Origin of the sequence: Salmonella sp. 32070601201500089SM (assembly GCF_017573605.1) — a bacterium.
GTDB classification, from domain to species: Bacteria; Pseudomonadota; Gammaproteobacteria; order Enterobacterales; family Enterobacteriaceae; genus Salmonella; species Salmonella enterica.
The window spans coordinates 254,752-280,940 of record NZ_JAGETK010000006.1 but is presented as its reverse complement, the minus strand read 5'-3'; the positions used below and the strand labels follow the sequence as shown (position 1 = coordinate 280,940).

Sequence of the window (26,189 nt, the reverse complement as noted above, 5' to 3'; positions counted from 1 at the left end):
GTCGGAAGGGGGCGCACAGATGCGCTTTTGTGTTCATGAATGGCACGGATAAATTTTTCCAGCTGCGTTGAAGAGAGGGTTAGCGGATGCTGCAGAACAACCCGGACAGCATTTACTAAGCACGAGGGCGATGGTTGCGGGCCATTGAAGCGCCAGTACGTTTGTCCGCTGGTAGCAGCTGTTTATCCAGACGGATAGTGACAAAGAAGTTATTTCAGGCATTCATTTGATGAATTTAATGATGTCTCGGTGACAGAAAGGCGTTAAGGCAGTTGTGTGGAGAAAAGCGTGGCCGGGCGACCACGCTGACAAGAATTATTTTTTACGGCCAGTAATGCGGCACCATTCTTCTTTTTCGACGACCGGGTCGAGAGTGAAAAGCTCGGCGTAAGCATCGCAGACGCTTTCCGCCTGGCTGGCGAGAATACCTGAAAGCCCCAGCAGACCGCCCTCAACGGGCAGTACGCTGATTAACGGGGCCAGTTCGCGTAATGGGCCTGCCAGGATGTTAGCGACGACCACGTCGGCTTTCATGGCTTCTGGCTGGTCTTTCGGCAGGTACAGCTCCAGCCGGTCAGACACGCCGTTGCGTTCAGCATTATCGCGACTGGCCTGAATAGCTTGCGGATCGATATCAATACCAATCGCCTTTGCCGCTCCCAGTTTCAGCGCGGCAATCGCCAGAATGCCTGAACCGCAGCCAAAGTCGATCACGGTTTTGCCGTTGAGATCGAGCCCGTCCAGCCATTGCAGACATAAAGAGGTGGTGGGGTGCGTACCCGTACCGAACGCCAGTCCCGGGTCGAGCATCACGTTGACGGCATTCTCGTCCGGAATGTCACGCCAGCTGGGACAAATCCACAGACGCTCGCCAAAACGCATCGGATGGAAATTATCCATCCATTCGCGTTCCCAGTCTTTATCTTCCAGTTGTTCGATTTTATGGGCAAATCCGGCACCCAGCAGCGGATGTTGCTCCAGAATCGCGACAACGTCTTTCATGTCGGTTTCGGCGTCGAACAGACCGATCACATCGGTATCGCCCCACAGACGGGTTTCGCCCGGCAACGGCTCAAAAACCGGCGTATCGTGCGTATCCTGAAAGGTAATGGAAACGGCGCCCGCTTCCATCAGCGCATCACTCAGCTCTTCAGCATTCGCGCCGGTGGTATTCAGTTTCAATTGGATCCATGGCATGGCAAAACTCTTTATTTATCAGTAGACAATACGGTGGCTTGCGAAGCGGAAGAGCCGAATCGGTTTCCGATCAGAAAAGCCAATAAACTTAACAGTAACGCGGGCACAATCGGATGAAAGCCCAGGTACTGAATATTAAATGTGGCAAGCAGGGCATATAGCACGCCGCCCACGATCATGGCGCTTAATGCGCCTGCCGCGTTTGCCCGCTCCCAGTAAAGACCCAATACCAGCGGCCATAAGAACACCGCTTCCAGGCCGCCAAACGCCAGCAGGTTGAGCCAAATGATCATCTCTGGCGGTTTCCACGCGGCCAGCAGCAACAGCGCGCCTAGCAGTAATGTAATCACTGCCGACATACGCTTCAGCCGGATCTCATTTTGCATCTGATCGGGGCGCAGGTTGAGATAGAGATCTTTAATGATCGTCGCGGAACTTTGCAGCAGTTGGGCGTTAATTGTTGACATAATCGCCGCCATTGGCGCAGCAAGGAAGATCCCGGCGGCAAACGGCGGCAAAACTTTCACCATTAGCGTTGGGATCACCAGATCCGGCACCGTCAGATCCGGAAGCACCGCGCGACCCAGCGCGCCGGCAAGGTGCATCCCGAACATTAAAATCGCCACGACAATCGTACCGATAATAATGCCCCGGTGTACCGCTTTACTGTCTTTATAGGAGATGCAGCGCACCGCCGTATGCGGCAGGCCAATCACACCAAAACAGACCAGTACCCAAAAAGAGGTCATAAAGGCGGGAGAAAGTATGTCATCGGCGCCCTGCGGCGTTACCAGTTTGGGGTCGAGAGCGTGCAGCGTGTCAACGGCCTGACTTAGACCGCCCGCCGCATGCACCACGCCCACCAGCAGCACTATCGTGCCGACCAGCATCACCAGGCCCTGTAGCGTATCGTTAAGTACGCTGGCGCGAAAGCCGCCAAACGCCGTATAGAGTGCGATACTGACGCCAAATATTAGCAGGCCGGTTTCGTAGGGAATTCCCGCCGCGGTTTCCAGCAGTCGCGCGCCGCCGATAAATTGTACGGTCATTGCGCCAATAAACGCGACCAATAAACTCAGGCTTGCCAACCACACCAGCAGGCGGCTTTGGTAACGCGCGAATAGCATATCGTTAAGCGTGACGGCATTATAGCGACGCGCCAGGATAGCGAATTTTTTACCCAGAATACCCAGTGAAAGCCAGACGGCGGGAAGCTGGATCATCGCCAGCAAGACCCAGCCCAGACCGTATTTATAAGCCGCGCCGGGACCGCCGATAAATGAACTGGCGCTAATATAGGTGGCGGTAAGCGTCATCGCGAGCACGATCCCGCCCATCGAACGGCTGCCAAGAAAATATTCGTTTAAAAAAGTGCCGGCGGTACGCTTGCGCATAGCGTAAATCGAGACCCCGAAGACCACGACCAGATAGGCTACCAGCGGTAGAATGACCTCAAGCTGCATCGTCATCCTCCAGCGAAATATCGCGATAAATGAATTTCACCATCGCCCAGCACAGCAAAATAAAGACCAGCGGCGTCAATAAGCAGGCCATCTCGAACCAGTGCGGCAGACCGGTAATTCCCGGCGAGTCTCCAGGTAAGTAAGCAGCCACTAACCATGCCGCCAGATAGCAAAGGGTCAGCCACAGCGCCCAGCGCGCCTCTTTATGGGCCTGAACAAAACGAGCGTCCATTTTTTGTCCCTTATGGGTGAAGAAAGCGGGAATTGTACATGATGGGGCATCGCTATCCCCAGAAATAAAAAAGGCCGGATTCACCGGCCTTTTGAGATTAACGTGCGATTACTTTTCCTGAAGACCGAGTTTTTTCTCCAGATAGTGGATGTTGGTTCCACCGTGCTGGAAGTGCTCGTCATTCATGATGCGGGTCTGCAGATCGATATTGGTTTTGATACCATCGATAATCAGTTCCTGCAGGGCATTTTTCATACGGGCAATCGCCACGTCGCGGTTTTCACCGTAGCAGATGAGCTTGCCGATCATGGAATCATAGTACGGCGGCACCGTGTAGCCCGCGTAGATATGAGATTCCCAGCGAACGCCAAAGCCGCCAGGCGCATGGAAGCGCGTGATTTTGCCTGGGCTTGGCAGGAAGGTGTTCGGATCTTCGGCATTGATACGGCATTCTACCGCATGGCCTCGAACGACAACTTCGTCCTGTGTGATCGACAGCGGCTGACCCGCCGCGATGCGCAACTGCTCTTTGATCAAATCGACGCCGGTAATCATTTCAGTCACCGGGTGTTCAACCTGAATACGGGTGTTCATTTCGATGAAATAGAACTCGCCGTTTTCGAACAGGAATTCGAACGTCCCTGCGCCGCGATAGCCGATGTCTACGCACGCTTTCGCGCAGCGTTCGCCGATATAGCGACGCAGTTCCGGCGTAATGCCTGGCGCCGGGGCTTCTTCAACCACTTTCTGGTGGCGACGCTGCATGGAACAGTCGCGTTCCGCCAGATAGATAGCGTTGCCCTGGCCGTCCGCCAGCACCTGAATTTCGATGTGGCGTGGATTTTCCAGGTATTTTTCCATGTATACCATGTCGTTGCTGAAAGCTGCTTTCGCTTCCGCTTTGGTCATGGAGATGGACTGCGCCAGTTCAGCATCGCTACGAACCACGCGCATACCGCGGCCGCCGCCGCCGCCGGACGCTTTGATGATCACCGGATAGCCAATACGTTTGGCATGAGCGCGGTTCGCATTCATATCGTCGCCCAGCGGGCCGTCAGATCCTGGTACGGTCGGCACGCCCGCTTTTTTCATCGCGGTAATCGCGGACACTTTATCGCCCATCAGGCGGATGGTGTCCGCTTTCGGGCCGATAAAGATAAAGCCGGAGCGTTCAACCTGCTCGGCAAAATTGGCGTTCTCAGAAAGGAAGCCGTAACCCGGGTGGATTGCCACCGCGCCGGTGATTTCAGCGGCGCTAATGATAGCCGGGATGTTCAGATAACTTTTTACGGACGGTGCCGGACCAATACAGACCGTCTCATCCGCCAGCAATACGTGTTTTAAATCGCGATCCGCGCTTGAGTGCACAGCGACGGTCTTGATGCCGAGTTCTTTACAGGCTCGAAGAATACGTAGTGCGATCTCGCCGCGGTTGGCGATGACAATTTTATCCAACATGTTCGCCTCGTTACTCGATGACGACCAGTGGCTCGTCAAATTCTACCGGTTGACCACTTTCGACCAGAATCGCTTTCACAGTACCTGCTTTGTCAGCTTCGATCTGGTTCATCATTTTCATGGCTTCAACGATGCACAGGGTATCGCCCACGTTCACTTTCTGGCCCACTTCGATGAACGCTTTCGCGTCCGGGCTTGGGGTGCGGTAGAAAGTACCAACCATTGGGGAGCGTACGATGTGACCACTGATTTCCGCTGCGGCAGGCGCTTCCATTGCTGGAGTAGCCGCTGGCGCGACAGCGTTAGACAGAGCGGGTTGCTGCATCATCGGCGCCGCATAAGCCTGCTGCATCACCGGAAAACCGGCGTTTGCCGTTGTGCGGCTGATGCGAACAGATTCTTCGCCTTCAGAAATTTCCAGTTCGGAGATACCTGATTCTTCAACCAGCTCGATCAGTTTTTTAATCTTACGAATATCCATGAGTGGGTTCCGTACTCTTTGTTTAGTGTGATTGTGACAGGCGTTTTAGCGCCGTCTGTAAAGCATGTGAATGACTGCCGCGGGTAAAATACCGCGCATCTTTGATTTGCCTGTTATGCCGTAGCACCCGAAGGTGAAATTCATGATTTGCCAGTCATTGTGTGGCTATCTTCTGCCATTTTCGGGCAAAAAACAAAATATACCTTCATTGCTCGATTGTCACCCTTTCTGCGAACGAAAATCGCCGTTGGGCAATGTAAAGTCGCACATTATAACTATTTCGTCGCAATTGGCAGCTAAATACTGGTCTTATCAGGGAAGATAATCAACCCGAAACATAAAAAGGACATTACCTGTTTTGCGTTTTGCAATCGACCGCACAGTTCACCAAACTAGCGCCACCACTGGCGAAACTTCCGGTAACGCAACGCTAAAAGGGCTAACGCTAATGCCGCGTAGATGACCGGTTGCGGTGATAAAATCTTTACCGACCACAGGTAATGTATGGGAGCCAGGATCGCGACAAGATAGACGACGTTATGCAGTGTTTGCCAGCGTTTGCCCAATTTACGCTGCGCAAATTGCGTTGAGGTCAACGTCAGCGCCAATAACACCAGCCAGCTAATGATCCCAAGCGTCAAATAAGGGCGTGAAATCAACTCGCTTCCTAACAGCGCCAGGTTATGTATCCCCAGTTCCAGTAAGGCATAGCTGGTTAAATGCAGCGTAGCCCAAACGAAACACCATAACCCCAACAGGCGGCGTGTGCGTATCAATAATGGCTGTTTAGCGTAGCGCGCCAGCGGTGAAACCAGCAAGGTGGCGAGCAAAAATTTGAGCGCGGTTCTGCCGGTAAAGTGTTGGATATCCTTTACCGGGTCTGCGCTGAGTCCACCGTGATTTATCGCCCAAAAGAGCCACAGAAGCGGCAAAAAACCGGCAAGATGCAGACAAACTTTTAGCCAGGTTATCTGTTTTGCTGTCAGACGCACTTAAAAATTCTCCCGCAAATTGAGACCGCGATACAGCGAAGCGACTTCATTGGCATAGCCGTTAAACAGCAGCGTCGGCTGCCTTTGTACATCGAGGATACCGCCTGAACCAATAAAGCGTTCGGTAGCCTGAGACCAGCGTGGATGATCCACATGCGGGTTCACATTGGCGTAAAAACCATATTCGTTGGGAGCCGACAAATTCCAGGTGGTTGGCGGACGTTCGCGGGTGAGTTTAATGCTGACAATAGATTTAATACCTTTAAAACCATACTTCCATGGAACGATGAGTCGAATAGGCGCGCCGTTTTGCGGGGGTAACGCCTTACCATAGACGCCAACGGTCATCAGAGTCAGCGGATGCATGGCTTCGTCCAGACGTAGCCCTTCGACATAAGGGTATTTCAGTCCGCCGCCAATAAAACGATCTTTCTGTCCTGGCATATCATCCGGCGCGTATAGCGTTTCGAATGCCACATATTTAGCGTGGCTGGTGGGCTGTGCCTGCGCGAGTAGCTTATATAAAGGGAAACCAATCCACGGCACGACCATGGACCACGCTTCGACGCAGCGCATTCGATAGATACGCTCTTCTAATGGGAAACGATGTGTTAAATCGTTATAATCCAGCGTAAATGGCTTCGCGACTTCCCCGCTGATTTTCAACGTCCACGGTTCGGTTTTCAGACTTCCGGCATTGGCCGCCGGGTCGGCTTTATCAAGGCCAAACTCATAGAAATTGTTGTAGCCCGTCACCTTATCTTCCGGCGTTAACGCTAAATCGCTTCGCCAGGCGGCAGGCTGACTAAACTCAAGCGGTTTACCGGCAGGCGCTTTCGGACGATCGTTGCCTTTAAACCAACTGAAGAGATCGGCCTGCGCCGTTGAGGGTAAGGATAAGGCGGCCGCGCTGATGCCTAATGCTTTTAGCACCTGTCGGCGCTGCATAAAAAAAGCCGATTCCGCAGTCACATCGGCTTCTGTTAATGGACGTATCTTTTTCATCACAGACTCCCGGTCTACCCACCACAACATGGCGTGTAGTGAATATGACAGGGAGTGTGTCAATGTGTAAAAATAAATAGTTAATTAAGTGTAAATTTTTTTATACGTGACGTTATTTTATCTTCACCAGCGTACGGCCCTGAACCTGATTATTGATGATGGCATCGGCGAACTTCGGCGCATCCGCCAGCGTAATCTCTGTGGCGGCCTGAGCATAGAACGATTCCGGCAGATCCTTAACCAAACGCGCCCAGGCTTCTGCGCGACGTGCCGGTGGGGTCATCACCGAGTCCACCCCTTGCAAACGCACATTACGCAGAATGAATGGCATAACGGTGGTCGGCAGCGCGAAGCCGCCCGCCAGGCCGCAGGCGGCCACGCAACCGCCATAGTTCATCTGTGCCAGGACTTTCGCCAGCACTTTATCGCCAACGGTATCAATTGCACCGGCCCACAGCTGTTTTTCCAACGGGCGAGATTCAGCAAACTCATCGCGGCTGAGAATACGGTTAGCTCCCAGGCTCTTAAGATAGCCGTGGGTGCTTTCACGTCCTGATACTGCTGCAACCTGATAGCCCAGCTTATGCAGTAATGCAACGGCAGTGCTGCCCACGCCGCCGCTGGCGCCGGTGACGACAATCTCACCGTCTTGCGGGCGAATACCTGCATCTTCAAGCGCCATGACGCACAGCATGGCGGTAAAACCGGCGGTGCCGATGATCATGGCGTTACGGCTGCTCAGTCCCGCAGGCAGCGCGACCAGCCAGTCGCCTTTAACGCGTGCGCGTTCGGCCAGGCCGCCCCAGTGGTTTTCGCCCACGCCCCAGCCAGTCAGTAGTACTTCCTGGCCTGCATGAAAGCGAGGATCTTCGCTTGCGTGAACGGTGCCGGCGAAATCAATACCAGGAATCATCGGAAAATGACGGATAATTTTCCCTTTTCCGGTGATAGCCAGAGCATCTTTATAATTCAGGCTGGACCAGTGGACATCCACCGTCACATCACCTGCCGGCAGTTGACTCTCTTCGAGATGTTGCACGGATGCGAGGGTTTTACCGTCCTGCTGTTCTAAGATCAACGCCTGCATAACCTGTCCTCACTTTACATGGTAGATTGGAAAAATAGCTACGAAGACTATACTCGCTAATTAAAACGTGATGCCGATGCAACGCAATAAATTGCCAGATAGATCCATTTTGGTAGTATGCCTGCTTCATTGCGCGCCGTGGCGAATTCCGCCTTCAGATTCGCTTTTTCATACTGTTTATAACCGTCGGAGTTAACTCAAGGATGCGATTAACGACGAAATTCTCAGCTTTTATCACGCTGCTCACGGGGTTAACGATCTTCGTGACTCTGATAGGTTGCTCGCTAAGCTTTTATAACGCCGTACAGTATAAGTATGTCAGCCGTGTGCAGGCGACGGCGACAGCCATTGATACGCACTTGGTGACCCATGATATTGTCTCGCTGACGCCGCGAATCGACGAACTCATGATCGCTTCCGATATTGTGCGTGTCGATCTGTTGCAGGGGGAGCGCAGCGTCTACAGCCATTCTCGCGCCAGAGGTTATCGGCCAGCCGGCACCAGCGACATGTATCGCGAGCTGGTCGTACCGCTGATAAAACATCCAGGAATGTCGCTACGTCTGGTTTACCAGGACCCGATGGGTAACTATTTTCACTCACTGATCACCACGGCGCCGCTGACGCTGGCGATCGGTTTTATCGTTCTGATTTTGTTTTTATCGGTGCGCTGGCTGCAGCGGCAGCTTTCCGGGCAAGAGCTTCTGGAAATTCGCTCAACGCGTATTCTGAACGGCGAACGTGGGGCGAATGTCCGCGGTTCTGTTTACGAATGGCCAGCGCGCACCAGTAGCGCGCTTGATGTATTGCTTTCCGAAATTCAGTTTGCTCACGAACAGCGTAGTCGCCTGGACACCCTCATTCGCTCCTACGCCGCGCAGGACACCAAAACCGGACTCGGTAACCGTCTGTTCTTTGATAACCAACTGGCGACGCTGCTGGAAGATCAGGAAAAAGTGGGAGTGCATGGCGTGGTGATGATGATCCGCTTGCCAGACTTCAATCTTCTGCGCGACAGCCTGGGAGGCAATCAGGCGGAAGAGCAGATGTTTATGCTTATCAATCTGCTATCGACATTTATTATGCGTTACCCAGGCTCGCTGCTGGCGCGTTATCACCGCAGCGACTTTGCCGTGCTGCTACCGCATCGAACGCTGAAAGAAGCGGAAAGTATTGCCGGACAACTTTTAAAAGCTGTCGATGCGCTACCGGCTAACAAAATGCTCGATCGTGACGATATGGTACATATCGGCATTTGCGCCTGGCGCAGCGGACAGTCCACCGAGCAGGTGATGGAACATGCTGAAGCCGCGGCGCGGAATGCCGCCCTGCAGGGGGGAAATAGCTGGGCTATCTACGACGACACTCTGCCGGAAAAAGGGCGCGGCAATGTGCGCTGGCGCACATTGATTGAGCAGATGCTGAACCGGGGCGGACCGCGACTTTATCAAAAACCGGCGGTCACGCGAGAAGGTCGCGTACATCATCGGGAATTGATATGTCGCATCTATGACGGTAAAGAAGAGGTGAGCTCGGCGGAGTATATGCCGATGGTGTTGCAATTTGGTTTATCGGAAGAGTATGACAGATTACAAATTAGCCGCCTGATTACGTTGCTGGGCTACTGGCCGGATGAAAATCTGGCAATGCAGTTGACGGTTGAGTCGCTGATTCGTCCGCGTTTTCAGCGCTGGTTGCGCGATACGTTAATGCAGTGTGAAAAATCACAGCGAAATCGCATAATTATTGAACTTGCGGAGGCAGATGTTTGTCAACACATCAGCCGGTTACAACCCATCCTTCGCTTAGTCAATGCGCTTGGCGTTCGGGTGGCGGTGACACAGGCGGGTTTGACGCTGGTTAGCACGAGCTGGATTAAAGCGCTCAATGTGGAATTACTCAAGCTGCATCCGAGTCTGGTCAGAAACATTGAGAAGCGAACGGAAAACCAGCTTCTGGTTCAAAGTCTGGTAGAGGCCTGCGCGGGCACGCCTACGCAGGTTTACGCGACGGGCGTCCGTTCGCGCGGCGAGTGGCAGACGCTGACAAAACGCGGCGTGGCTGGCGGGCAGGGTGATTTTTTTGCCTCCTCCCAACTACTTGACACAAACGTGAAAAAATATTCGCAAAGATACTCGGTTTAACCTGCCGTTTAATTTGTTTTCACGTAGAATAACGCGCGCTGCGCCTCATGGGGGTGTGCTTGTCTGCTCGCCAGATTGTTGCAGCAAATATGCAGGTGAATGACCTTTGACAGGTTGCAAACGAAGGCGAGGATTGCTGCTGATTTTTTCAGCCCTGAGGGACTCAGGCCGAGATTTGTAACAAAGGAAACGAACTGCACTAATTTTCACCGTAGCAGATGATTTTTGCGCCTTGTCGCTGCTGCGTGTGGTTGGTAAAGTAAGCGGATTTTGTTTTCCGCCCCAGCTTTCAGGATTATCCCTTAGTATGTTGAAAAAATTTCGTGGCATGTTTTCCAATGACCTGTCCATTGACCTGGGTACCGCGAATACCCTCATTTATGTAAAAGGACAAGGCATCGTATTGAATGAGCCTTCCGTTGTGGCCATTCGTCAGGATCGTGCCGGTTCGCCGAAAAGCGTGGCTGCAGTCGGTCATGATGCGAAGCAGATGCTGGGCCGTACGCCGGGCAATATCGCTGCGATCCGTCCGATGAAAGACGGCGTTATCGCTGACTTCTTTGTGACCGAAAAAATGCTCCAGCACTTTATTAAACAAGTGCACAGCAACAGCTTTATGCGCCCAAGCCCGCGCGTACTGGTATGCGTGCCGGTCGGCGCGACGCAGGTAGAACGCCGCGCAATTCGTGAATCCGCTCAGGGCGCAGGCGCCCGTGAAGTCTTTTTGATCGAAGAGCCGATGGCGGCCGCGATCGGCGCAGGTCTGCCAGTTTCTGAAGCAACCGGTTCAATGGTTGTGGATATCGGTGGTGGTACCACTGAAGTTGCCGTGATCTCCCTGAACGGCGTGGTTTACTCTTCTTCTGTCCGTATTGGTGGTGACCGCTTCGACGAAGCCATCATTAATTACGTTCGTCGTAACTACGGTTCTCTGATTGGTGAAGCCACCGCAGAACGTATTAAACACGAAATCGGTTCCGCTTATCCGGGCGACGAAGTCCGCGAGATCGAAGTGCGTGGCCGTAACCTGGCGGAAGGCGTTCCACGCGGCTTTACCCTGAACTCAAACGAGATTCTGGAAGCGTTGCAGGAACCGTTGACCGGTATCGTCAGCGCGGTAATGGTGGCGCTGGAACAGTGTCCGCCGGAGCTGGCGTCAGACATCTCCGAGCGCGGTATGGTGCTCACCGGCGGCGGCGCGCTGCTGCGTAACCTTGACCGTCTGTTAATGGAAGAGACGGGCATTCCTGTCGTGGTTGCTGAAGATCCGCTGACCTGTGTGGCGCGCGGCGGCGGCAAGGCGCTGGAAATGATCGATATGCACGGCGGCGACCTGTTCAGCGAAGAGTAGTTGGATACGGGCAGGATTATCCCTGGATTGTCCTGCCTCTCCGACGCGAGAATACGCATAGCCTATGAAGCCAATTTTTAGCCGTGGCCCGTCGCTACAGATTCGCCTTATTCTGGCGGTGCTGGTGGCGCTCGGCGTTATCATTGCCGACAGCCGCCTGGGGACGTTCAGTCAAATCCGAACGTACATGGACACTGCCGTCAGTCCTTTCTATTTTATTTCAAACGGCCCTCGTGAACTGCTCGACAGCGTGTCACAAACGCTGGCTTCTCGCGACCAGCTTGAGCTGGAAAACCGGGCGCTGCGCCAGGAATTACTGCTAAAAAACAGCGACCTGCTGATGCTGGGGCAGTACAAACAGGAGAACGCGCGGTTGCGCGAGCTGCTGGGGTCGCCGCTGCGTCAGGACGAGCAGAAAATGGTGACGCAGGTTATTTCAACGGTTAACGATCCTTACAGCGATCAGGTCGTTATCGATAAAGGCAGCGTTAATGGCGTATATGAAGGTCAACCGGTCATTAGCGACAAAGGTGTCGTAGGGCAGGTTGTCGCCGTGGCGAAACTGACCAGCCGCGTGTTGCTGATTTGCGATGCGACTCATGCGCTGCCGATTCAGGTACTGCGCAATGACATCCGCGTGATTGCCGCCGGTAACGGCTGTACTGACGATCTTCAGCTTGAACATCTGCCCGCCAATACCGATATTCGCGTCGGCGATGTGCTGGTAACGTCCGGACTTGGTGGGCGTTTCCCGGAAGGGTATCCGGTGGCGGTGGTCTCCTCCGTCAAGCTGGACACTCAGCGCGCCTATACCGTCATTCAGGCACGTCCAACCGCGGGTTTGCAGCGTTTACGCTATCTGCTGCTGTTGTGGGGAGCCGATCGTAACGGCGCCAATCCGATGACGCCGGAAGAGGTTCACCGCGTCGCCAATGAGCGCCTGATGCAGATGATGCCGCAGGTGTTGCCTTCTCCGGATGCGATGGGGCCGCCGGCGCCAGTGCCGGATCCGGCGACGGGGATTACTCAGCCATCTGCGGGCCAGGCTGCGCCGGTATCAACGCAACCATCGCCTTCGGGCGCGACCACGCCGCCTGCGCGTGCGCCGGGAGGGTAATGGTGGCGAGCTATCGTAGCCAGGGGCGCTGGGTTATCTGGCTCTCTTTTCTTATTGCGTTGTTGCTGCAAATCATGCCCTGGCCGGACGACATCATTGTTTTCCGGCCAAACTGGGTTTTGCTCATCTTACTGTACTGGATTCTGGCCCTGCCGCACCGCGTAAATGTGGGGACGGGATTTGTGATGGGTGCCATACTTGATCTCATCAGCGGTTCCACACTTGGCGTGCGCGCTCTGTCGATGAGTATTGTCGCCTACCTGGTCGCTCTGAAATTCCAGCTCTTCCGTAACCTGGCGCTCTGGCAGCAGGCGCTGGTGGTAATGTTGCTTTCACTGGCCGTGGACATTATTGTTTTCTGGGCCGAGTTTTTAGTGATCAACGTCTCTTTCAGACCGGAAGTGTTCTGGAGTAGTGTAGTCAATGGCGTGCTGTGGCCCTGGCTCTTTTTGCTGATGCGTAAAGTACGCCAGCAGTTTGCTGTGCAATAAAGGTCGATATGACAACTCTGTATCTTGCTTCCGGTTCCCCGCGTCGCCAGGAATTATTGACTCAACTTGGATTTTCATTCGAGCAGGTCGTGCCTGGTATTGAAGAGCAACGGCGTGCTCAGGAAAGCGCGCAGCAGTATGTTGTTCGGCTGGCACGCGAAAAGGCGCAGGCTGGCGTGGCGCTGGTTCCCCGTGATCTGCCGGTGTTGGGCGCGGATACGATAGTCGTGTTAAACGGCGAGGTGCTGGAAAAGCCGCGCGACGCCGCTCATGCCGCAGAAATGCTGCGTTTGCTTTCCGGAAATACGCATCAGGTGATGACTGCTGTTGCGCTTGCGGACTCGCAGCAGACGCTGGATTGTGTGGTGGTAACGGAGGTGACTTTCCGCACGCTTTCTGCGCAGGATATTACTGGCTATGTCGCCAGCGGCGAGCCTTTAGATAAAGCAGGTGCATACGGTATTCAGGGGCAGGGTGGCTGTTTTGTCAGGAAGATAAATGGCAGCTACCACGCCGTGGTCGGCTTACCGCTGGTTGAAACGTATGAGTTGTTGAGTCATTTTAACGCACTGCGTGATAAAAGGGATAAACATGACGGCTGAATTGTTGGTAAACGTAACGCCATCGGAAACGCGCGTGGCGTACATTGATGGCGGTATTCTTCAGGAAATCCATATTGAGCGCGAAGCGCGACGCGGAATCGTAGGCAATATCTACAAAGGTCGTGTAAGTCGTGTACTTCCAGGTATGCAGGCGGCTTTTGTAGATATTGGGCTGGATAAAGCCGCATTTCTTCACGCTTCCGACATTATGCCGCATACCGAATGCGTGGCGGGCGACGAGCAAAAACAGTTTACCGTGCGCGATATCTCCGAACTGGTGCGTCAGGGACAGGATCTGATGGTGCAGGTAGTGAAAGATCCGCTCGGCACGAAAGGCGCGCGTTTGACCACGGACATCACGTTGCCCTCCCGTTACCTTGTTTTTATGCCCGGCGCGTCACACGTTGGCGTTTCCCAGCGTATCGAAAGCGAAAGTGAACGCGAGCGCCTGAAAAAGGTGGTGGCGGAATACTGCGACGAACAGGGCGGGTTTATTATCCGCACCGCGGCGGAAGGCGTGTGTGAAGAGGATCTCGCGTCTGACGCCGCCTATCTCAAGCGCGTCTGGACGAAAGTCATGGAGCGCAAAAAGCGTCCGCAAACGCGCTACCAGATGTATGGCGAACTGGCGCTGGCGCAGCGCGTGCTGCGCGATTTCGCCGATGCGCAGTTGGACCGAATTCGCGTCGACTCACGTCTGACCTATGAGTCGCTGCTGGAGTTTACCGCAGAATACATCCCGGAAATGACCAGTAAGCTGGAGCATTACAGTGGCCATCAGCCGATCTTCGATCTTTATGACGTGGAAAATGAGATCCAGCGCGCGCTGGAGCGTAAGGTTGAACTCAAGTCCGGCGGTTATCTGATTATCGACCAAACCGAAGCGATGACGACGGTAGATATCAATACCGGCGCGTTTGTTGGACACCGTAATCTCGACGACACCATTTTTAATACCAATATTGAAGCGACTCAGGCCATTGCCCGCCAGCTACGCCTGCGTAATCTGGGCGGCATTATCATTATCGATTTTATCGACATGAATAATGAAGATCATCGCCGTCGGGTGCTGCATTCGCTGGAACAGGCGTTAAGTAAGGATCGCGTGAAAACCAGTATTAACGGTTTTTCGCCGCTGGGACTGGTGGAAATGACCCGTAAACGGACTCGTGAAAGCGTGGAACATGTGCTTTGTAACGAATGTCCAACCTGTCATGGCCGCGGGACGGTAAAAACGGTGGAAACCGTCTGCTATGAGATCATGCGTGAAATTGTACGTGTTCATCACGCTTATGACTCCGATCGCTTCCTGGTTTATGCTTCTCCTGCGGTGGCGGAAGCGCTGAAAGGCGAAGAATCACACGCGCTGGCGGAAGTCGAAATCTTTGTCGGCAAACAGGTTAAAGTTCAGGTCGAACCGCTTTATAACCAGGAGCAGTTTGACGTCGTAATGATGTAAAAGACCGCGACCCGTACGAGCATTTGCAGGCCGGATAAGGCGTTCACGCCGCCGTCCGGCAAAGCAAGGTTGTGAGTCGTATTTTTTGGCAGACAAGGAGAGACGCGTGAGGCGATTGCCGGGGATTTTATTGCTCACTGGAGCCGCGCTCATCGTCATTGCAGCGCTGCTGGTTAGCGGGCTGCGCCTGGCGTTGCCTCATCTTGACGCCTGGCGTCCAGCTATCCTGAATAAAATTGAGTCCGTGACCGGCGTGCCGGTGGCCGCCAGCCAACTCTCCGCAAGCTGGCAAAATTTTGGCCCTACGCTGGAAGCGCATAATATTCATGCCGCCCTGAAAGATGGCGGCGAGCTGTCGATAAAACGCGTTACGCTGGCGCTGGACGTCTGGCAAAGCCTGTTGCACATGCGCTGGCAGTTTCGCGACCTGACCTTCTGGCAACTCAATTTCCGCACCAACACGCCTCTTCAAAGCAGCGACGGCGAAGGCATCGAAACCAGCCGTTTAAGCGATCTTTTCCTGCGGCAGTTCGATCATTTCGATCTGCGCGATAGCCAAATCAGTTTTCTGACGCTTTCCGGACAACGCGCGGAGCTGGCGATCCCACAGCTTACCTGGCTAAACGGCAAAGAGCGGCACCGCGCCGAAGGCGAGGTCAGCCTCTCCAGCCTGACCGGGCAGCACGGCGTGATGCAGGTGCGGATGGATTTACGCGATGACGACGGTTTGCTAAATAACGGCAGAGTCTGGTTACAGGCCGACGATATTGACGTCAAGCCGTGGCTGGGCAAATGGATGCAGGATAATGTGGCGCTCCAGACGGCGCGTTTCAGTCTGGAAGGCTGGATGACGCTCAGTAAAGGTGAAATCGCCGGAGGAGACGTCTGGCTGAAACAGGGCGGCGCAAGCTGGTTGGGCGATAACACGACGCACACGCTGTCTGTCGATAACCTGACGGCGCAGATTAGCCGCGAGCAGCCGGGCTGGCAGTTTTATATTCCGGACACACGGATTACGCTTGATGGTAAATCCTGGCCGAGCGGAGCCTTAACCGTGGCCTGGCTCCCGCAGCAGGACGTCGGCGGCGAGAATCACACACGTAGCGATGAACTACGCATTCGCGCCAGTAATCTTGAACTGGCGGGGCTGGAAGCATTACGTCCGCTGGCGGCTAAACTGTCGCCTGTGCTGGGCGAAATATGGCAGGCTACGCAGCCGAGCGGAAAGATCGCCACACTGGCGCTGGATATTCCGCTGCAGGCGACCGAAAAAACGCGTTTTCAGGCATCGTGGGAAAATCTTGCATGGAAACAGTGGAAGCTGTTGCCCGGCGCGGAACATTTTTCCGGTACGCTGGCGGGAAGCGTAGAAGACGGGCAGATGAAGGTTGCGATGCAGCAGGCTAAAATGCCCTATGAAACCGTTTTTCGCGCGCCGCTGGAAATTGAAAACGGCGTCGCGACGCTTAGCTGGTTGAAAAATGAGAACGGCTTTCAGCTTGATGGCCGCGACATTGACGTCAAAGCAAAGGCGGTACATGCGCGCGGCGGGTTCCGCTATCTGCAACCGACGGGCGACGAACCGTGGCTGGGTATTCTGGCCGGAATCAGTACCGACGATGGATCTCAGGCGTGGCGCTATTTTCCGGAAAACCTGATGGGCAAAGCGCTGGTCGATTACCTTAGCGGCGCGATTCAGGGCGGCGAGGCAGATAACGCCACGTTGGTTTACGGTGGTAACCCGCACCTCTTTCCCTATAAGCATAACGAAGGTCAGTTTGAAGTGCTGGTGCCGCTACGCAATGCGACGTTTGCTTTTCAACCCGACTGGCCGGCGCTAAAAAATCTCAACATTGAACTGGATTTCCTGAACGACGGTCTGTGGATGCGTTCGGATAGCGTCGATTTGGGCGGGGTGAAGGCCAGCAAACTCGCGGCGGCGATTCCGGATTATTCCAAAGAGAAGCTGCTCATTGATGCCGATATTAACGGGCCGGGAAAAGCCGTTGGGCCTTATTTTGACGAGACGCCGCTAAAAGACTCGCTTGGCTCGACGCTGGCGGAGCTCCAATTAGATGGCGATGTGAATGCTCGCTTACATCTTGATATTCCGCTGGACGGAGAACAGGTTACCGCCGAGGGCGATGTCTCGTTGCGTAATAACAGTCTGTTTATTAAGCCGCTAAACAGCACGCTCAAAAATCTGAACGGTAAATTCAGCTTTGTGAATGGCGCGCTAAAAAGCGGGCCGCTGACGGCAAACTGGTTTAATCAGCCGCTGAACCTGGATTTCAGTACGACGGAAGGGGCAAAAGCCTATCAGGTCGCCGTCAACCTGAACGGTAACTGGCAGCCAACGCGTATGGGCGTCTTACCGCCGCAACTGAATGACGCCCTGAGCGGCAGCGTGACGTGGAATGGTAAAGTCGGCATCGATCTTCCGTATCACGCTGACACCACTTATCACATCGAGCTGAACGGCGATCTGAGAAATGTGAGTAGTCACTTACCTTCTCCGCTAAATAAACCCGCAGGCGAAGCCATTCCGGTGAACATTCAGGCTGACGGCAACCTGAAAAGTTTTGCGCTAACGGGGAGCGCAGGGAGTAAAAATCACTTTAACAGCCGCTGGTTATTAAATCAGAAGCTGACGTTGGATCGGGCTATCTGGACGACGGACAGCCGGACGATTCCGCCATTACCTGCTCAACAAGGCGTTGAGCTCAATCTGCCGGCGCTGGATGGCGCGCAATGGCTGGCGTTATTCCAGAAAGGCGCGGCGGATAACGTGAGCAGTTCGGCCGAGTTTCCTCAACGCGTCACGTTGCGTACTCCCGCGCTATCGCTGGGCGGCCAGCAGTGGAACAATTTGAGCGTCGTTTCAGCACCCTCGCTGAACGGAACAAAAATTGAAGCGCAGGGCCGTGAGGTGAACGCCACGCTGCTCATGCGCAACCATGCGCCGTGGCTGGCGAACATTAAGTACCTGTACTACAACCCTGGCGTCGCAAAAACGCACGCCTCGTCACCAACGCCGACATCGCCGTTGGCTTCGGCGAACACGATTAGCTTCCGCGGCTGGCCGGACTTACAGCTTCGCTGCGAAGAGTGCTGGCTATGGGGGCAAAAATATGGGCGTATTGATGGCGATTTCGCCATCAAAGGCAATACGCTGACTCTGGCGAATGGCCTGATCGATACCGGATTCGCCCGTTTGAAAGCGAGCGGCGAGTGGGTGAATGCGCCGGGTAATGAACGAACCTCGCTGAAAGGTAGTCTGCATGGTAGTAACCTCGACACGGCTGCCGGGTTCTTCGGCATCTCGACGCCAATCCAGAACGCGTCTTTTAACGTAGATTACGATCTGCACTGGCGAAACCCGCCCTGGCAACCTGAGGAAGCCACGCTCAACGGGATTTTACGTACGCGTCTGGGCAAAGGCGAGTTTACTGATCTCAGTAGCGGTCATGCCGGACAGCTACTGCGGCTGCTCAGTTTTGACGCGTTGCTGCGTAAGCTGCGGTTTGACTTCAGAGATACCTTTAGCGAGGGCTTCTATTTCGACTCTATTCATAGTACCGCGTGGATTAAAGATGGCGTCCTGCATACTGACGATACGCTGGTGGATGGGCTGGAAGCGGATATTGCAATGAAAGGTTCTGTTGATCTGGTGCGTCGTCGTCTTGATATGGAGGCCGTTGTCGCACCGGAAATTTCCGCCACCGTGGGCGTCGCCGCCGCGTTTGCCGTTAACCCGATTGTCGGCGCGGCGGTATTTGCCGCCAGTAAAGTGTTGGGGCCGCTATGGAGCAAGGTCTCCATTCTGCGATATCGCATTACCGGTCCGGTCGATGCGCCGCAGATCAACGAAGTTCTGCGCCAACCGATAAAAGAAAGCCAGCAATGATTTGACGGGGGCGAGGAATTGCCCCACTCTCAGTAAATAGTCATGCCGGACGGCGCTGCGTTTATCCGGTTTGTACAATCTAACAACGTAGTCCGGATAAGGCGTGAACCGCCATCCGGCAGAAATCAACGAGTAGCAAAAACGATGAGTCTGAACCTGGTAAGTGAACAATTGCTAGCGGCGAATGGCCTGAACCATCAGGATCTGTTCGCTATTTTGGGCCAACTGGCCGAACGCCGTCTTGATTATGGCGACCTCTATTTTCAGTCGAGCTATCACGAATCCTGGGTTTTAGAAGACCGCATCATTAAAGATGGTTCATATAATATCGACCAGGGCGTTGGCGTTCGCGCCATTAGCGGCGAAAAAACCGGTTTTGCTTATGCTGACCAGATAAGCCTCCTGGTGCTGGAGCAGAGTGCGCAGGCAGCGCGAACCATTGTACGCGAGAACGGCGAAGGCAAGGTAAAAACGCTCGCCGCCGTAGCGCATCAGCCGCTCTACACCACCCTTGATCCGCTGCAAAGTATGAGCCGCGAAGAGAAGCTGGATATCCTCAGACGCGTTGACAAAGTGGCGCGAGAAGCCGATAAACGCGTGCAGGAAGTTAACGCCAGCCTGACCGGCGTATATGAATTAATCCTCGTGGCGGCGACCGACGGGACGCTGGCGGCGGATGTCCGTCCACTGGTGCGGTTGTCCGTTAGCGTGCAGGTGGAAGAAGACGGTAAACGCGAGCGCGGCGCCAGCGGCGGCGGCGGTCGCTTTGGTTATGAGTATTTTCTTGCCGATCTCGACGGCGAGGTTCGCGCCGACGCGTGGGCGAAAGAAGCGGTACGCATGGCGCTGGTTAATCTCTCCGCGGTCGCTGCGCCAGCGGGGACGTTACCGGTGGTTCTGGGCGCCGGGTGGCCGGGCGTATTGCTGCACGAAGCGGTCGGTCACGGGCTGGAAGGTGATTTTAACCGTCGTGGGACGTCTGTGTTTAGCGGTCAGATCGGCGAGCAGGTTGCCTCCGCGCTTTGCACCGTAGTGGATGACGGCACAATGATGAACCGTCGCGGCTCCGTTGCTATCGATGATGAAGGTACGCCAGGCCAGTACAACGTATTGATTGAAAATGGCGTACTGAAAGGATACATGCAGGACAAGCTGAACGCGCGCCTGATGGGCGCTGCGCCGACCGGTAACGGGCGTCGCGAATCTTATGCGCATCTGCCGATGCCGCGTATGACGAATACCTATATGTTGGCGGGGCAGTCAACGCCGCAGGAAATTATCGAATCCGTTGAATACGGCATCTATGCGCCTAATTTTGGCGGCGGTCAGGTGGATATCACCTCCGGCAAGTTTGTGTTTTCTACCTCGGAAGCGTATCTGATTGAAAACGGTAAAGTCACGACGCCAGTGAAGGGCGCGACGTTGATTGGATCAGGCATTGAAACGATGCAACAGATCTCCATGGTCGGCAACGACCTTAAGCTGGATAACGGGGTGGGGGTCTGCGGTAAAGAGGGTCAAAGTCTGCCGGTAGGCGTAGGCCAGCCGACGCTGAAAGTCGATAACCTGACGGTTGGCGGCACCGCATAACTGTCCGCCTTATCAGGCCTGTGGTGTGTGCCGCCCAGGCCTGATAAGCGCAGCGCCACCAGGCAATGTCTGCGTCGGGTGGCATCTGGCCTACAATGTCTTCAGCAATTACCCGGTGTTTTTATTTTTCTTTCCCTCGCCCGTGCATCCCCTGAAACAGGTGTGCGACATCGACAAAATAGTCAGTTAACGCGTTAATCACTACCTGCACTTTAAGCGGCAGCTTATCTTTTTCGGTGTACAGCGCGTACACCGGACGGGGATCGGACTGATAGCGAGGCAGCAGGATCTCCAGATCGCCACGATTGATCTCATCGATCACCCACATCAGCGGCACATAGGCGATTCCAGTTCCGGCGGTCAGCCAGCGTACCAGCGTCATCGGATCGTTAGTGACGAACCGCCCCTGTGGAATCAGTCGGGTAGAAATTCCTTCCGGCGCGATAAGTTCAAACTCATTATCCGGGCGCACGCTATATTCCAGCCAGGAATGGCTACTGAGATCGGCGGGTTTTTCCGGGACGCCGTACTGAGCGAGGTACGGCTTGGCGGCGCACACAACCATCGGCATCGCGCCGAGTCGACGGGAAAACAGGCTGGAGTCTTGCAGCGCGCCCACGCGGATCACCACGTCCAGCCCGTCGGCAATTAAATCCGGGGCCGGAATTCCTGTCACCAGATTGACCGCCAGACCGGGATACTCTTTTAATAATTTTGCGGTAAGCCCGGCCAGCACATTTTGCGCCATGGTTGAAGAACAGCCGATACGCAATGTACCGATAGGCGTGTTATTAAAAGCGTAAAGCTGCTCGTGAACATCCTGCACTTCATGCAGCATACGACGACAGCCCTGATAATAGATTTTTCCAGCTTCGGTGAGCCCAATGCTGCGTGTGCTGCGGTTGAGCAATTTAACCTGAAGCTCATCTTCCAGTTTCGCCACAGTCTGGCTGATGGACGATACGCTCATTTGCAGCTGTCTGGCTGCGGCGGTAAAAGAGCCAAACTCAACAACTTTGGCGAATACCGACATTCGTTTTAATCGTTCCATTATTCACTCTGGCTTAAAAGTGATTTAGATCACATAATATAGATAACAGCATAACAATTACGTTAATATACTATTATTCGAATAAGAGCTATGTCGCTCTCGCCTGGCGTCTCTTGCCCTTCTCTGCGGCGATGTAGCTTAACAATCTATCGCCTGCTCTCTCTCAGAAATCAAGGTCAACATGAGTCTGTTTCCCGTTATCGTGGTGTTTGGTCTTTCCTTCCCACCGATATTTTTCGAATTGCTTTTGTCACTGGCTATTTTTTGGCTGGTGCGTCGGATGCTTGTGCCGACGGGCATCTATGATTTTGTCTGGCATCCGGCTCTGTTCAATACCGCGCTGTATTGTTGTCTGTTTTATTTAATATCGCGCCTGTTCGTTTGAGGTTGAAGTGAAAACACTAACAAGAAAACTCTCCCGTACGGCCATTACCCTCGTACTGGTTATTCTGGCCTTTATCGCCATTTTCCGCGCCTGGGTGTATTACACCGAATCTCCCTGGACGCGAGACGCGCGTTTTAGCGCCGATGTCGTCGCTATTGCCCCGGATGTCGCGGGCCTGATTACCCATGTAAACGTGCATGATAACCAACTGGTGAAAAAGGATCAGGTCCTGTTTACCATCGATCAGCCACGCTATCAAAAAGCGCTGGCGGAAGCGGAAGCTGATGTAGCCTATTATCAGGTCCTGGCGCAGGAAAAACGCCAGGAAGCCGGTCGCCGTAATCGCCTCGGCGTACAGGCGATGTCCCGGGAAGAGATCGATCAGGCGAACAACGTCTTGCAGACGGTACTGCATCAACTGGCTAAAGCCCAGGCGACGCGCGATCTGGCTAAACTCGATCTGGAACGCACCGTCATTCGCGCGCCTGCCGACGGCTGGGTAACTAACCTCAATGTTTATGCCGGTGAATTTATTACCCGCGGTTCCACAGCCGTCGCCCTGGTGAAAAAGAACTCTTTTTACGTGCAAGCCTATATGGAAGAGACCAAGCTGGAAGGCGTGCGTCCGGGATATCGTGCCGAAATCACGCCGCTTGGCAGCAACCGGGTATTAAAAGGTACCGTCGATAGCGTGGCGGCAGGGGTAACGAATGCCAGCAGTACCAGCGATGCGAAAGGGATGGCGACGATAGACTCTAACCTCGAATGGGTGCGTCTGGCCCAGCGTGTCCCGGTGCGTATCCGGCTCGACGAGCAGCAGGGGAATTTGTGGCCTGCCGGTACGACGGCAACCGTCGTGATCACCGGTAAGCAGGATCGTGACGCAAGCCAGGACTCCTTCTTCCGTAAACTGGCGCACCGGCTGCGCGAATTCGGTTAATCGTCATGGGCATTTTCTCCATTGCCAACCAGCACATTCGTTTTGCGGTAAAGCTGGCGTGCGCCATTGTGCTGGCATTATTTATCGGCTTCCATTTTCAACTGGAGACGCCGCGTTGGGCGGTGCTGACCGCCGCGATCGTGGCGGCAGGCCCGGCATTTGCCGCCGGCGGGGAACCCTATTCCGGCGCTATCCGTTATCGCGGAATGTTGCGTATTATCGGGACGTTTATTGGCTGTATCGCCGCGCTTATCATTATTATCTCTATGATCCGCGCGCCGTTATTGATGATTCTGGTGTGCTGTGTCTGGGCCGGTTTTTGTACCTGGATCTCCTCTTTAGTACGGATCGAAAACTCTTATGCGTGGGGACTGTCAGGTTATACTGCGCTGATCATTGTGATTACCATTCAGACGGAGCCGCTGCTCACGCCGCAATTTGCGCTTGAGCGCTGTAGCGAAATCGTCATCGGCATTGGCTGCGCTATTTTAGCGGATCTGCTTTTCTCGCCGCGATCGATAAAGCAGGAGGTTGATCGCGAACTGGACAGTTTACTGGTAGCGCAATATCAGCTAATGCAACTTTGTATTAAGCATGGCGACAGCGAAGAAGTCGACAACGCCTGGGGCGATCTGGTGCGACGCACGGCGGCGCTGGAGGGGATGCGAAGTAATCTGAATATGGAATCTTCGCGCTGGGTACGCGCTAACCGCCGCCTGAAAGCGTTGAATACGCTTTCGCTCACGCTGATTACGCAATCCTGTGAAACTTATCTTATTCAAAACACGCGGCCGGAACTGATTACCGATACATTCCGGGAACTGTTCGAGACGCCGGTTGAAACGGTACAGGACGTCCACAGACAGTTAAAACGGATGCGGCGTGTCATTGTCTGGACCGGCGAGCGCGAAACGCCCGTCACGCTTTATAGCTGGGTAGGCGCTGCGACGCGCTATCTATTGCTTAAACGCGGCGTGATCAGTAACACCAAAATCAGCGCGACGGAAGAAGAGATCCTGCAAGGCGAGCCCGTAGTTAAAGTGGAATCCGCTGAACGTCACCATGCGATGGTGAACTTCTGGCGCACCACGCTTTCCTGCATTCTGGGGACATTATTCTGGCTATGGACCGGCTGGACATCGGGTAATGGCGCGATGGTGATGATTGCCGTGGTGACCTCGCTGGCGATGCGTTTACCCAATCCGCGCATGGTCTGCATCGATTTTATTTATGGCACTCTGGCGGCGTTGCCGCTGGGATTGCTCTATTTCCTGGTGATTATTCCCAATACGCAGCAAAGTATGCTGTTGTTATGTTTGAGCCTGGCGGTATTGGGGTTCTTTATCGGCATTGAGGTCCAGAAACGGCGTCTGGGGTCGATGGGGGCGCTGGCCAGTACGATTAACATTATTGTGTTGGATAATCCGATGACGTTCCATTTCAGCCAGTTCCTCGACAGCGCGTTGGGGCAAATTGTCGGCTGTATGTTGGCGTTTATCGTCATCCTGCTGGTGCGTGATAAATCTAAAGATAGAACCGGTCGCGTGCTGCTTAATCAGTTTGTTTCCGCTGCGGTCTCGGCAATGACGACTAACGTGGTACGTCGTAAAGAAAACCGTCTGCCTGCGTTATATCAGCAACTCTTTTTGCTGATGAATAAATTCCCTGGCGATTTGCCGAAGTTCCGCCTGGCGCTAACGATGATCATTGCTCATCAACGTCTGCGCGACGCGCCGATACCGGTTAATGAAGATCTGTCAGTGTTCCACCGTCAGCTTCGTCGTACCGCAGACCATGTTATTTCCGCCGGAAGCGATGATAAACGGCGACGCTACTTTGGTCAGTTGCTGGATGAGCTGGATATCTATCAGGATAAACTACGTATCTGGGAGGCGCCGCCGCAGGTGACGGAACCGGTTAAACGCCTGACGGGCATGTTACATAAATACCAGAACGCGCTTACCGATAGCTAACCCACAAGAACCGATGCCAAAAGCGTCGGTTTTTTTATGACTATACTTATTTGAGATACAAAAACAGCGCAAGAGTGCTCCGGGGCTAAAAGCGTTTCTGGAAGTGAAACCTCTGCATAATGATGCTTAGTAGTAAAACAGACAATTGTCTGTCGGGGATGGTGGCTGGCTATGAATGTCTATACTTTTGATTTTAATGATATTAAAAACCAAAGCGATTTTTATCGCGAGTTTACGCAGACGTTTGGTCTTGCCAGTGAGAAAGTAAGCGATCTTGATACATTATGGGATGCGGTAATGAGCGATATCTTACCTCTACCGCTAGAGATTGAGTTCGTTCACCTGCCTGATAAACTGCGCAGGCGCTACGGGGCGCTGATTTTACTCTTTGATGAAGCGGAAGAAGAGCTGGAGGGGCGGCTACGGTTTAATGTCCGGCATTGAAAAAGCATAAAAAAGCCCCCGGCAGGCGGGGGCAAGTCGTCGGGTTAGACGACGAGGGTTTACTTATACAACTCGGCGGTGGCGTGCCAGTTATCACCTTCTTTTAATTCGATGATGCGATAGCTATTAGCGCCTGCTTTTTCGGCTTTAGCGACGATCTCCTGGCGCATATCCATTGGCGTACTACCAATCTGCGAGACGGAAATGGTGCCCATCGGTTGCAGATTCTGCGCCTGTTCCGCGTTGACCTGATGTACTGCGGCATTTGCGCCGAAAGAGAGCAGAGTGGCCAGGCCGAGTGATGCGATAATGTATTTCGTTTTCATGGTCTTTTATTCCTTTATAGGGTCAACCTCGCGGATTAATGGGCTTTTCTTATGCGATATCTCCGCGAAGCAATGACACGTTATATGCGATGGCAGGTGAATTTTATTTGTACAGTTCGGCAGTGGCGTGCCAGTTGCTGCCGCTACGCGCTTCGGTAATGTGGTAGGCCGTAGCGCCTTGTTCATCCGCTTTTTTGCTCAGCATGGCGTTCATATCCATAGGCGATGAGCCGATAGCGCTGACTGAAACCGATCCGATTGCTTCACGATTTTGCGCTTGCTCTGCGCTGATAGGTTCTGCGGCGAAAGCGCCAAAAGAGAGAACGGACAGAACACTTAATGTTGCAACAGTGGTTTTGATTTTCATGATTTTTACCTCGTCGAATTCCTTTACTGGGGTCTTTGTTTCGTGACCCTCATCACAAAATTAAGTATACACTAATCACGCGATTAATTAATACCACGCTAATTGTTTCTGCTTTTTAAAGACATTA

The 26,189-nt window shown here is 53.8% G+C and carries 23 protein-coding genes; 12 read left to right on the top strand and 11 right to left on the bottom strand.

Annotated elements, in window-relative coordinates; all coding sequences use genetic code 11:
- Positions 1 to 315 precede the first annotated feature (315 nt).
- From prmA to J4728_RS12615, 8 genes are all read right to left on the bottom strand, one after another.
- Complete coding sequence (gene prmA, locus J4728_RS12650) at positions 316 to 1,197, bottom strand: 50S ribosomal protein L11 methyltransferase (RefSeq protein ID WP_001145849.1); 882 nt, start codon at positions 1,195 to 1,197, stop codon at positions 316 to 318.
- Between the two features lie 11 nt (positions 1,198 to 1,208).
- The gene (panF, locus tag J4728_RS12645; RefSeq protein ID WP_001175750.1) at positions 1,209 to 2,660 is read right to left on the bottom strand and encodes a sodium/pantothenate symporter; all 1,452 of its coding nucleotides are present in this window, start codon (positions 2,658 to 2,660) and stop codon (positions 1,209 to 1,211) included.
- Positions 2,650 to 2,892, bottom strand: coding sequence for a YhdT family protein (locus J4728_RS12640; protein ID WP_000340018.1), 243 nt, complete (start codon positions 2,890 to 2,892; stop codon positions 2,650 to 2,652). Before J4728_RS12640 ends, panF begins: the two co-directional genes overlap by 11 nt.
- A 108-nt stretch (positions 2,893 to 3,000) precedes the next feature.
- Positions 3,001 to 4,350 (bottom strand): acetyl-CoA carboxylase biotin carboxylase subunit, encoded by a 1,350-nt coding sequence (accC, locus tag J4728_RS12635; RefSeq protein ID WP_000884627.1) that lies wholly within the window; start codon positions 4,348 to 4,350, stop codon positions 3,001 to 3,003.
- 10 nt (positions 4,351 to 4,360) lie between these two features.
- Positions 4,361 to 4,831 (bottom strand): acetyl-CoA carboxylase biotin carboxyl carrier protein, encoded by a 471-nt coding sequence (gene accB / locus J4728_RS12630; protein WP_000354626.1) that lies wholly within the window; start codon positions 4,829 to 4,831, stop codon positions 4,361 to 4,363.
- A gap of 392 nt (positions 4,832 to 5,223) precedes the next feature.
- Positions 5,224 to 5,823: a protein-methionine-sulfoxide reductase heme-binding subunit MsrQ gene (gene msrQ, locus J4728_RS12625; RefSeq protein WP_001240053.1), complete on the bottom strand. Its 600-nt coding sequence runs from the start codon at positions 5,821 to 5,823 to the stop codon at positions 5,224 to 5,226.
- Positions 5,824 to 6,828: a protein-methionine-sulfoxide reductase catalytic subunit MsrP gene (gene msrP, locus J4728_RS12620; protein WP_208211829.1), complete on the bottom strand. Its 1,005-nt coding sequence runs from the start codon at positions 6,826 to 6,828 to the stop codon at positions 5,824 to 5,826.
- A 112-nt stretch (positions 6,829 to 6,940) separates the two neighbouring features.
- Entirely contained in the window at positions 6,941 to 7,915 is a 975-nt protein-coding gene (locus J4728_RS12615; RefSeq protein ID WP_001148240.1) for an MDR family oxidoreductase, read from the bottom strand.
- 203 nt (positions 7,916 to 8,118) lie between these two features.
- Between J4728_RS12615 and csrD the strand changes: the two genes are divergently transcribed.
- The 8 genes from csrD (at position 8,119) to tldD (ending at position 20,576) form a co-directional block, all read left to right on the top strand.
- Positions 8,119 to 10,059, top strand: a complete 1,941-nt coding sequence (gene csrD / locus J4728_RS12610) for an RNase E specificity factor CsrD (protein WP_208211828.1) — start codon at positions 8,119 to 8,121, stop codon at positions 10,057 to 10,059.
- 307 nt (positions 10,060 to 10,366) lie between these two features.
- A complete protein-coding gene (gene mreB, locus J4728_RS12605) occupies positions 10,367 to 11,410 on the top strand; it encodes a rod shape-determining protein MreB (protein WP_000913396.1) in 1,044 nt (347 codons plus the stop codon).
- Positions 11,411 to 11,474: 64 nt separating this feature from the next.
- On the top strand, positions 11,475 to 12,527 hold the full coding sequence (gene mreC / locus J4728_RS12600) for a rod shape-determining protein MreC (RefSeq protein WP_000802536.1): 1,053 nt from the start codon (positions 11,475 to 11,477) through the stop codon (positions 12,525 to 12,527).
- A gap of 2 nt (positions 12,528 to 12,529) precedes the next feature.
- On the top strand, positions 12,530 to 13,018 hold the full coding sequence (gene mreD, locus J4728_RS12595; protein ID WP_000179403.1) for a rod shape-determining protein MreD: 489 nt from the start codon (positions 12,530 to 12,532) through the stop codon (positions 13,016 to 13,018).
- An 8-nt stretch (positions 13,019 to 13,026) separates the two neighbouring features.
- Positions 13,027 to 13,620: a Maf family protein gene (locus tag J4728_RS12590; protein WP_000210307.1), complete on the top strand. Its 594-nt coding sequence runs from the start codon at positions 13,027 to 13,029 to the stop codon at positions 13,618 to 13,620.
- Positions 13,610 to 15,079, top strand: a complete 1,470-nt coding sequence (gene rng, locus J4728_RS12585) for a ribonuclease G (protein WP_000123188.1) — start codon at positions 13,610 to 13,612, stop codon at positions 15,077 to 15,079. The genes J4728_RS12590 and rng overlap by 11 nt, the downstream gene beginning before the upstream one ends.
- 106 nt (positions 15,080 to 15,185) lie before the next feature.
- Positions 15,186 to 18,986, top strand: a complete 3,801-nt coding sequence (gene yhdP, locus J4728_RS12580) for an AsmA2 domain-containing protein YhdP (protein ID WP_208211827.1) — start codon at positions 15,186 to 15,188, stop codon at positions 18,984 to 18,986.
- A gap of 144 nt (positions 18,987 to 19,130) precedes the next feature.
- On the top strand, positions 19,131 to 20,576 hold the full coding sequence (gene tldD, locus J4728_RS12575) for a metalloprotease TldD (protein WP_208211826.1): 1,446 nt from the start codon (positions 19,131 to 19,133) through the stop codon (positions 20,574 to 20,576).
- A 121-nt stretch (positions 20,577 to 20,697) separates the two neighbouring features.
- On the opposite strand, the gene aaeR is transcribed toward tldD, so the two are convergent.
- Complete coding sequence (aaeR, locus tag J4728_RS12570; protein WP_000440300.1) at positions 20,698 to 21,627, bottom strand: HTH-type transcriptional activator AaeR; 930 nt, start codon at positions 21,625 to 21,627, stop codon at positions 20,698 to 20,700.
- 181 nt (positions 21,628 to 21,808) lie between these two features.
- Here aaeR and aaeX point away from each other — a divergent pair, with 181 nt between their 5' ends.
- The 4 genes from aaeX (at position 21,809) to J4728_RS12550 (ending at position 25,369) form a co-directional block, all read left to right on the top strand.
- Positions 21,809 to 22,012: a p-hydroxybenzoic acid efflux pump operon protein AaeX gene (gene aaeX, locus J4728_RS12565; protein WP_000051840.1), complete on the top strand. Its 204-nt coding sequence runs from the start codon at positions 21,809 to 21,811 to the stop codon at positions 22,010 to 22,012.
- A gap of 7 nt (positions 22,013 to 22,019) precedes the next feature.
- Positions 22,020 to 22,952, top strand: coding sequence for a p-hydroxybenzoic acid efflux pump subunit AaeA (gene aaeA, locus J4728_RS12560; protein WP_000855134.1), 933 nt, complete (start codon positions 22,020 to 22,022; stop codon positions 22,950 to 22,952).
- Positions 22,953 to 22,957: 5 nt separating this feature from the next.
- Complete coding sequence (gene aaeB / locus J4728_RS12555) at positions 22,958 to 24,925, top strand: p-hydroxybenzoic acid efflux pump subunit AaeB (protein WP_020437906.1); 1,968 nt, start codon at positions 22,958 to 22,960, stop codon at positions 24,923 to 24,925.
- Between the two features lie 171 nt (positions 24,926 to 25,096).
- Positions 25,097 to 25,369: a hypothetical protein gene (locus J4728_RS12550; protein ID WP_001103887.1), complete on the top strand. Its 273-nt coding sequence runs from the start codon at positions 25,097 to 25,099 to the stop codon at positions 25,367 to 25,369.
- A 59-nt stretch (positions 25,370 to 25,428) separates the two neighbouring features.
- Here J4728_RS12550 and yhcN-B read toward each other — a convergent pair whose 3' ends face one another.
- A complete protein-coding gene (gene yhcN-B, locus J4728_RS12545; protein WP_000853277.1) occupies positions 25,429 to 25,695 on the bottom strand; it encodes a DUF1471 family stress response protein YhcN-B in 267 nt (88 codons plus the stop codon).
- A 103-nt stretch (positions 25,696 to 25,798) separates the two neighbouring features.
- Positions 25,799 to 26,062: a peroxide/acid stress response protein YhcN gene (gene yhcN / locus J4728_RS12540; RefSeq protein ID WP_000695695.1), complete on the bottom strand. Its 264-nt coding sequence runs from the start codon at positions 26,060 to 26,062 to the stop codon at positions 25,799 to 25,801.
- Positions 26,063 to 26,189: the final 127 nt, after the last annotated feature.

What these genes read in the sequence shown, in the direction of transcription:
- prmA (WP_001145849.1), bottom strand. Translation starts at nt 1,197, where the DNA reads ATGCCATGGATCCAATTGAAACTGAATACCACCGGCGCGAATGCTGAA.
- panF (WP_001175750.1), bottom strand. Translation starts at nt 2,660, where the DNA reads ATGCAGCTTGAGGTCATTCTACCGCTGGTAGCCTATCTGGTCGTGGTC.
- J4728_RS12640 (WP_000340018.1), bottom strand. Translation starts at nt 2,892, where the DNA reads ATGGACGCTCGTTTTGTTCAGGCCCATAAAGAGGCGCGCTGGGCGCTG.
- accC (WP_000884627.1), bottom strand. Translation starts at nt 4,350, where the DNA reads ATGTTGGATAAAATTGTCATCGCCAACCGCGGCGAGATCGCACTACGT.
- accB (WP_000354626.1), bottom strand. Translation starts at nt 4,831, where the DNA reads ATGGATATTCGTAAGATTAAAAAACTGATCGAGCTGGTTGAAGAATCA.
- msrP (WP_208211829.1), bottom strand. Translation starts at nt 6,828, where the DNA reads ATGAAAAAGATACGTCCATTAACAGAAGCCGATGTGACTGCGGAATCG.
- J4728_RS12615 (WP_001148240.1), bottom strand. Translation starts at nt 7,915, where the DNA reads ATGCAGGCGTTGATCTTAGAACAGCAGGACGGTAAAACCCTCGCATCC.
- csrD (WP_208211828.1), top strand. Translation starts at nt 8,119, where the DNA reads ATGCGATTAACGACGAAATTCTCAGCTTTTATCACGCTGCTCACGGGG.
- mreB (WP_000913396.1), top strand. Translation starts at nt 10,367, where the DNA reads ATGTTGAAAAAATTTCGTGGCATGTTTTCCAATGACCTGTCCATTGAC.
- mreC (WP_000802536.1), top strand. Translation starts at nt 11,475, where the DNA reads ATGAAGCCAATTTTTAGCCGTGGCCCGTCGCTACAGATTCGCCTTATT.
- J4728_RS12590 (WP_000210307.1), top strand. Translation starts at nt 13,027, where the DNA reads ATGACAACTCTGTATCTTGCTTCCGGTTCCCCGCGTCGCCAGGAATTA.
- rng (WP_000123188.1), top strand. Translation starts at nt 13,610, where the DNA reads ATGACGGCTGAATTGTTGGTAAACGTAACGCCATCGGAAACGCGCGTG.
- tldD (WP_208211826.1), top strand. Translation starts at nt 19,131, where the DNA reads ATGAGTCTGAACCTGGTAAGTGAACAATTGCTAGCGGCGAATGGCCTG.
- aaeR (WP_000440300.1), bottom strand. Translation starts at nt 21,627, where the DNA reads ATGGAACGATTAAAACGAATGTCGGTATTCGCCAAAGTTGTTGAGTTT.
- aaeX (WP_000051840.1), top strand. Translation starts at nt 21,809, where the DNA reads ATGAGTCTGTTTCCCGTTATCGTGGTGTTTGGTCTTTCCTTCCCACCG.
- aaeB (WP_020437906.1), top strand. Translation starts at nt 22,958, where the DNA reads ATGGGCATTTTCTCCATTGCCAACCAGCACATTCGTTTTGCGGTAAAG.
- J4728_RS12550 (WP_001103887.1), top strand. Translation starts at nt 25,097, where the DNA reads ATGAATGTCTATACTTTTGATTTTAATGATATTAAAAACCAAAGCGAT.
- yhcN-B (WP_000853277.1), bottom strand. Translation starts at nt 25,695, where the DNA reads ATGAAAACGAAATACATTATCGCATCACTCGGCCTGGCCACTCTGCTC.
- yhcN (WP_000695695.1), bottom strand. Translation starts at nt 26,062, where the DNA reads ATGAAAATCAAAACCACTGTTGCAACATTAAGTGTTCTGTCCGTTCTC.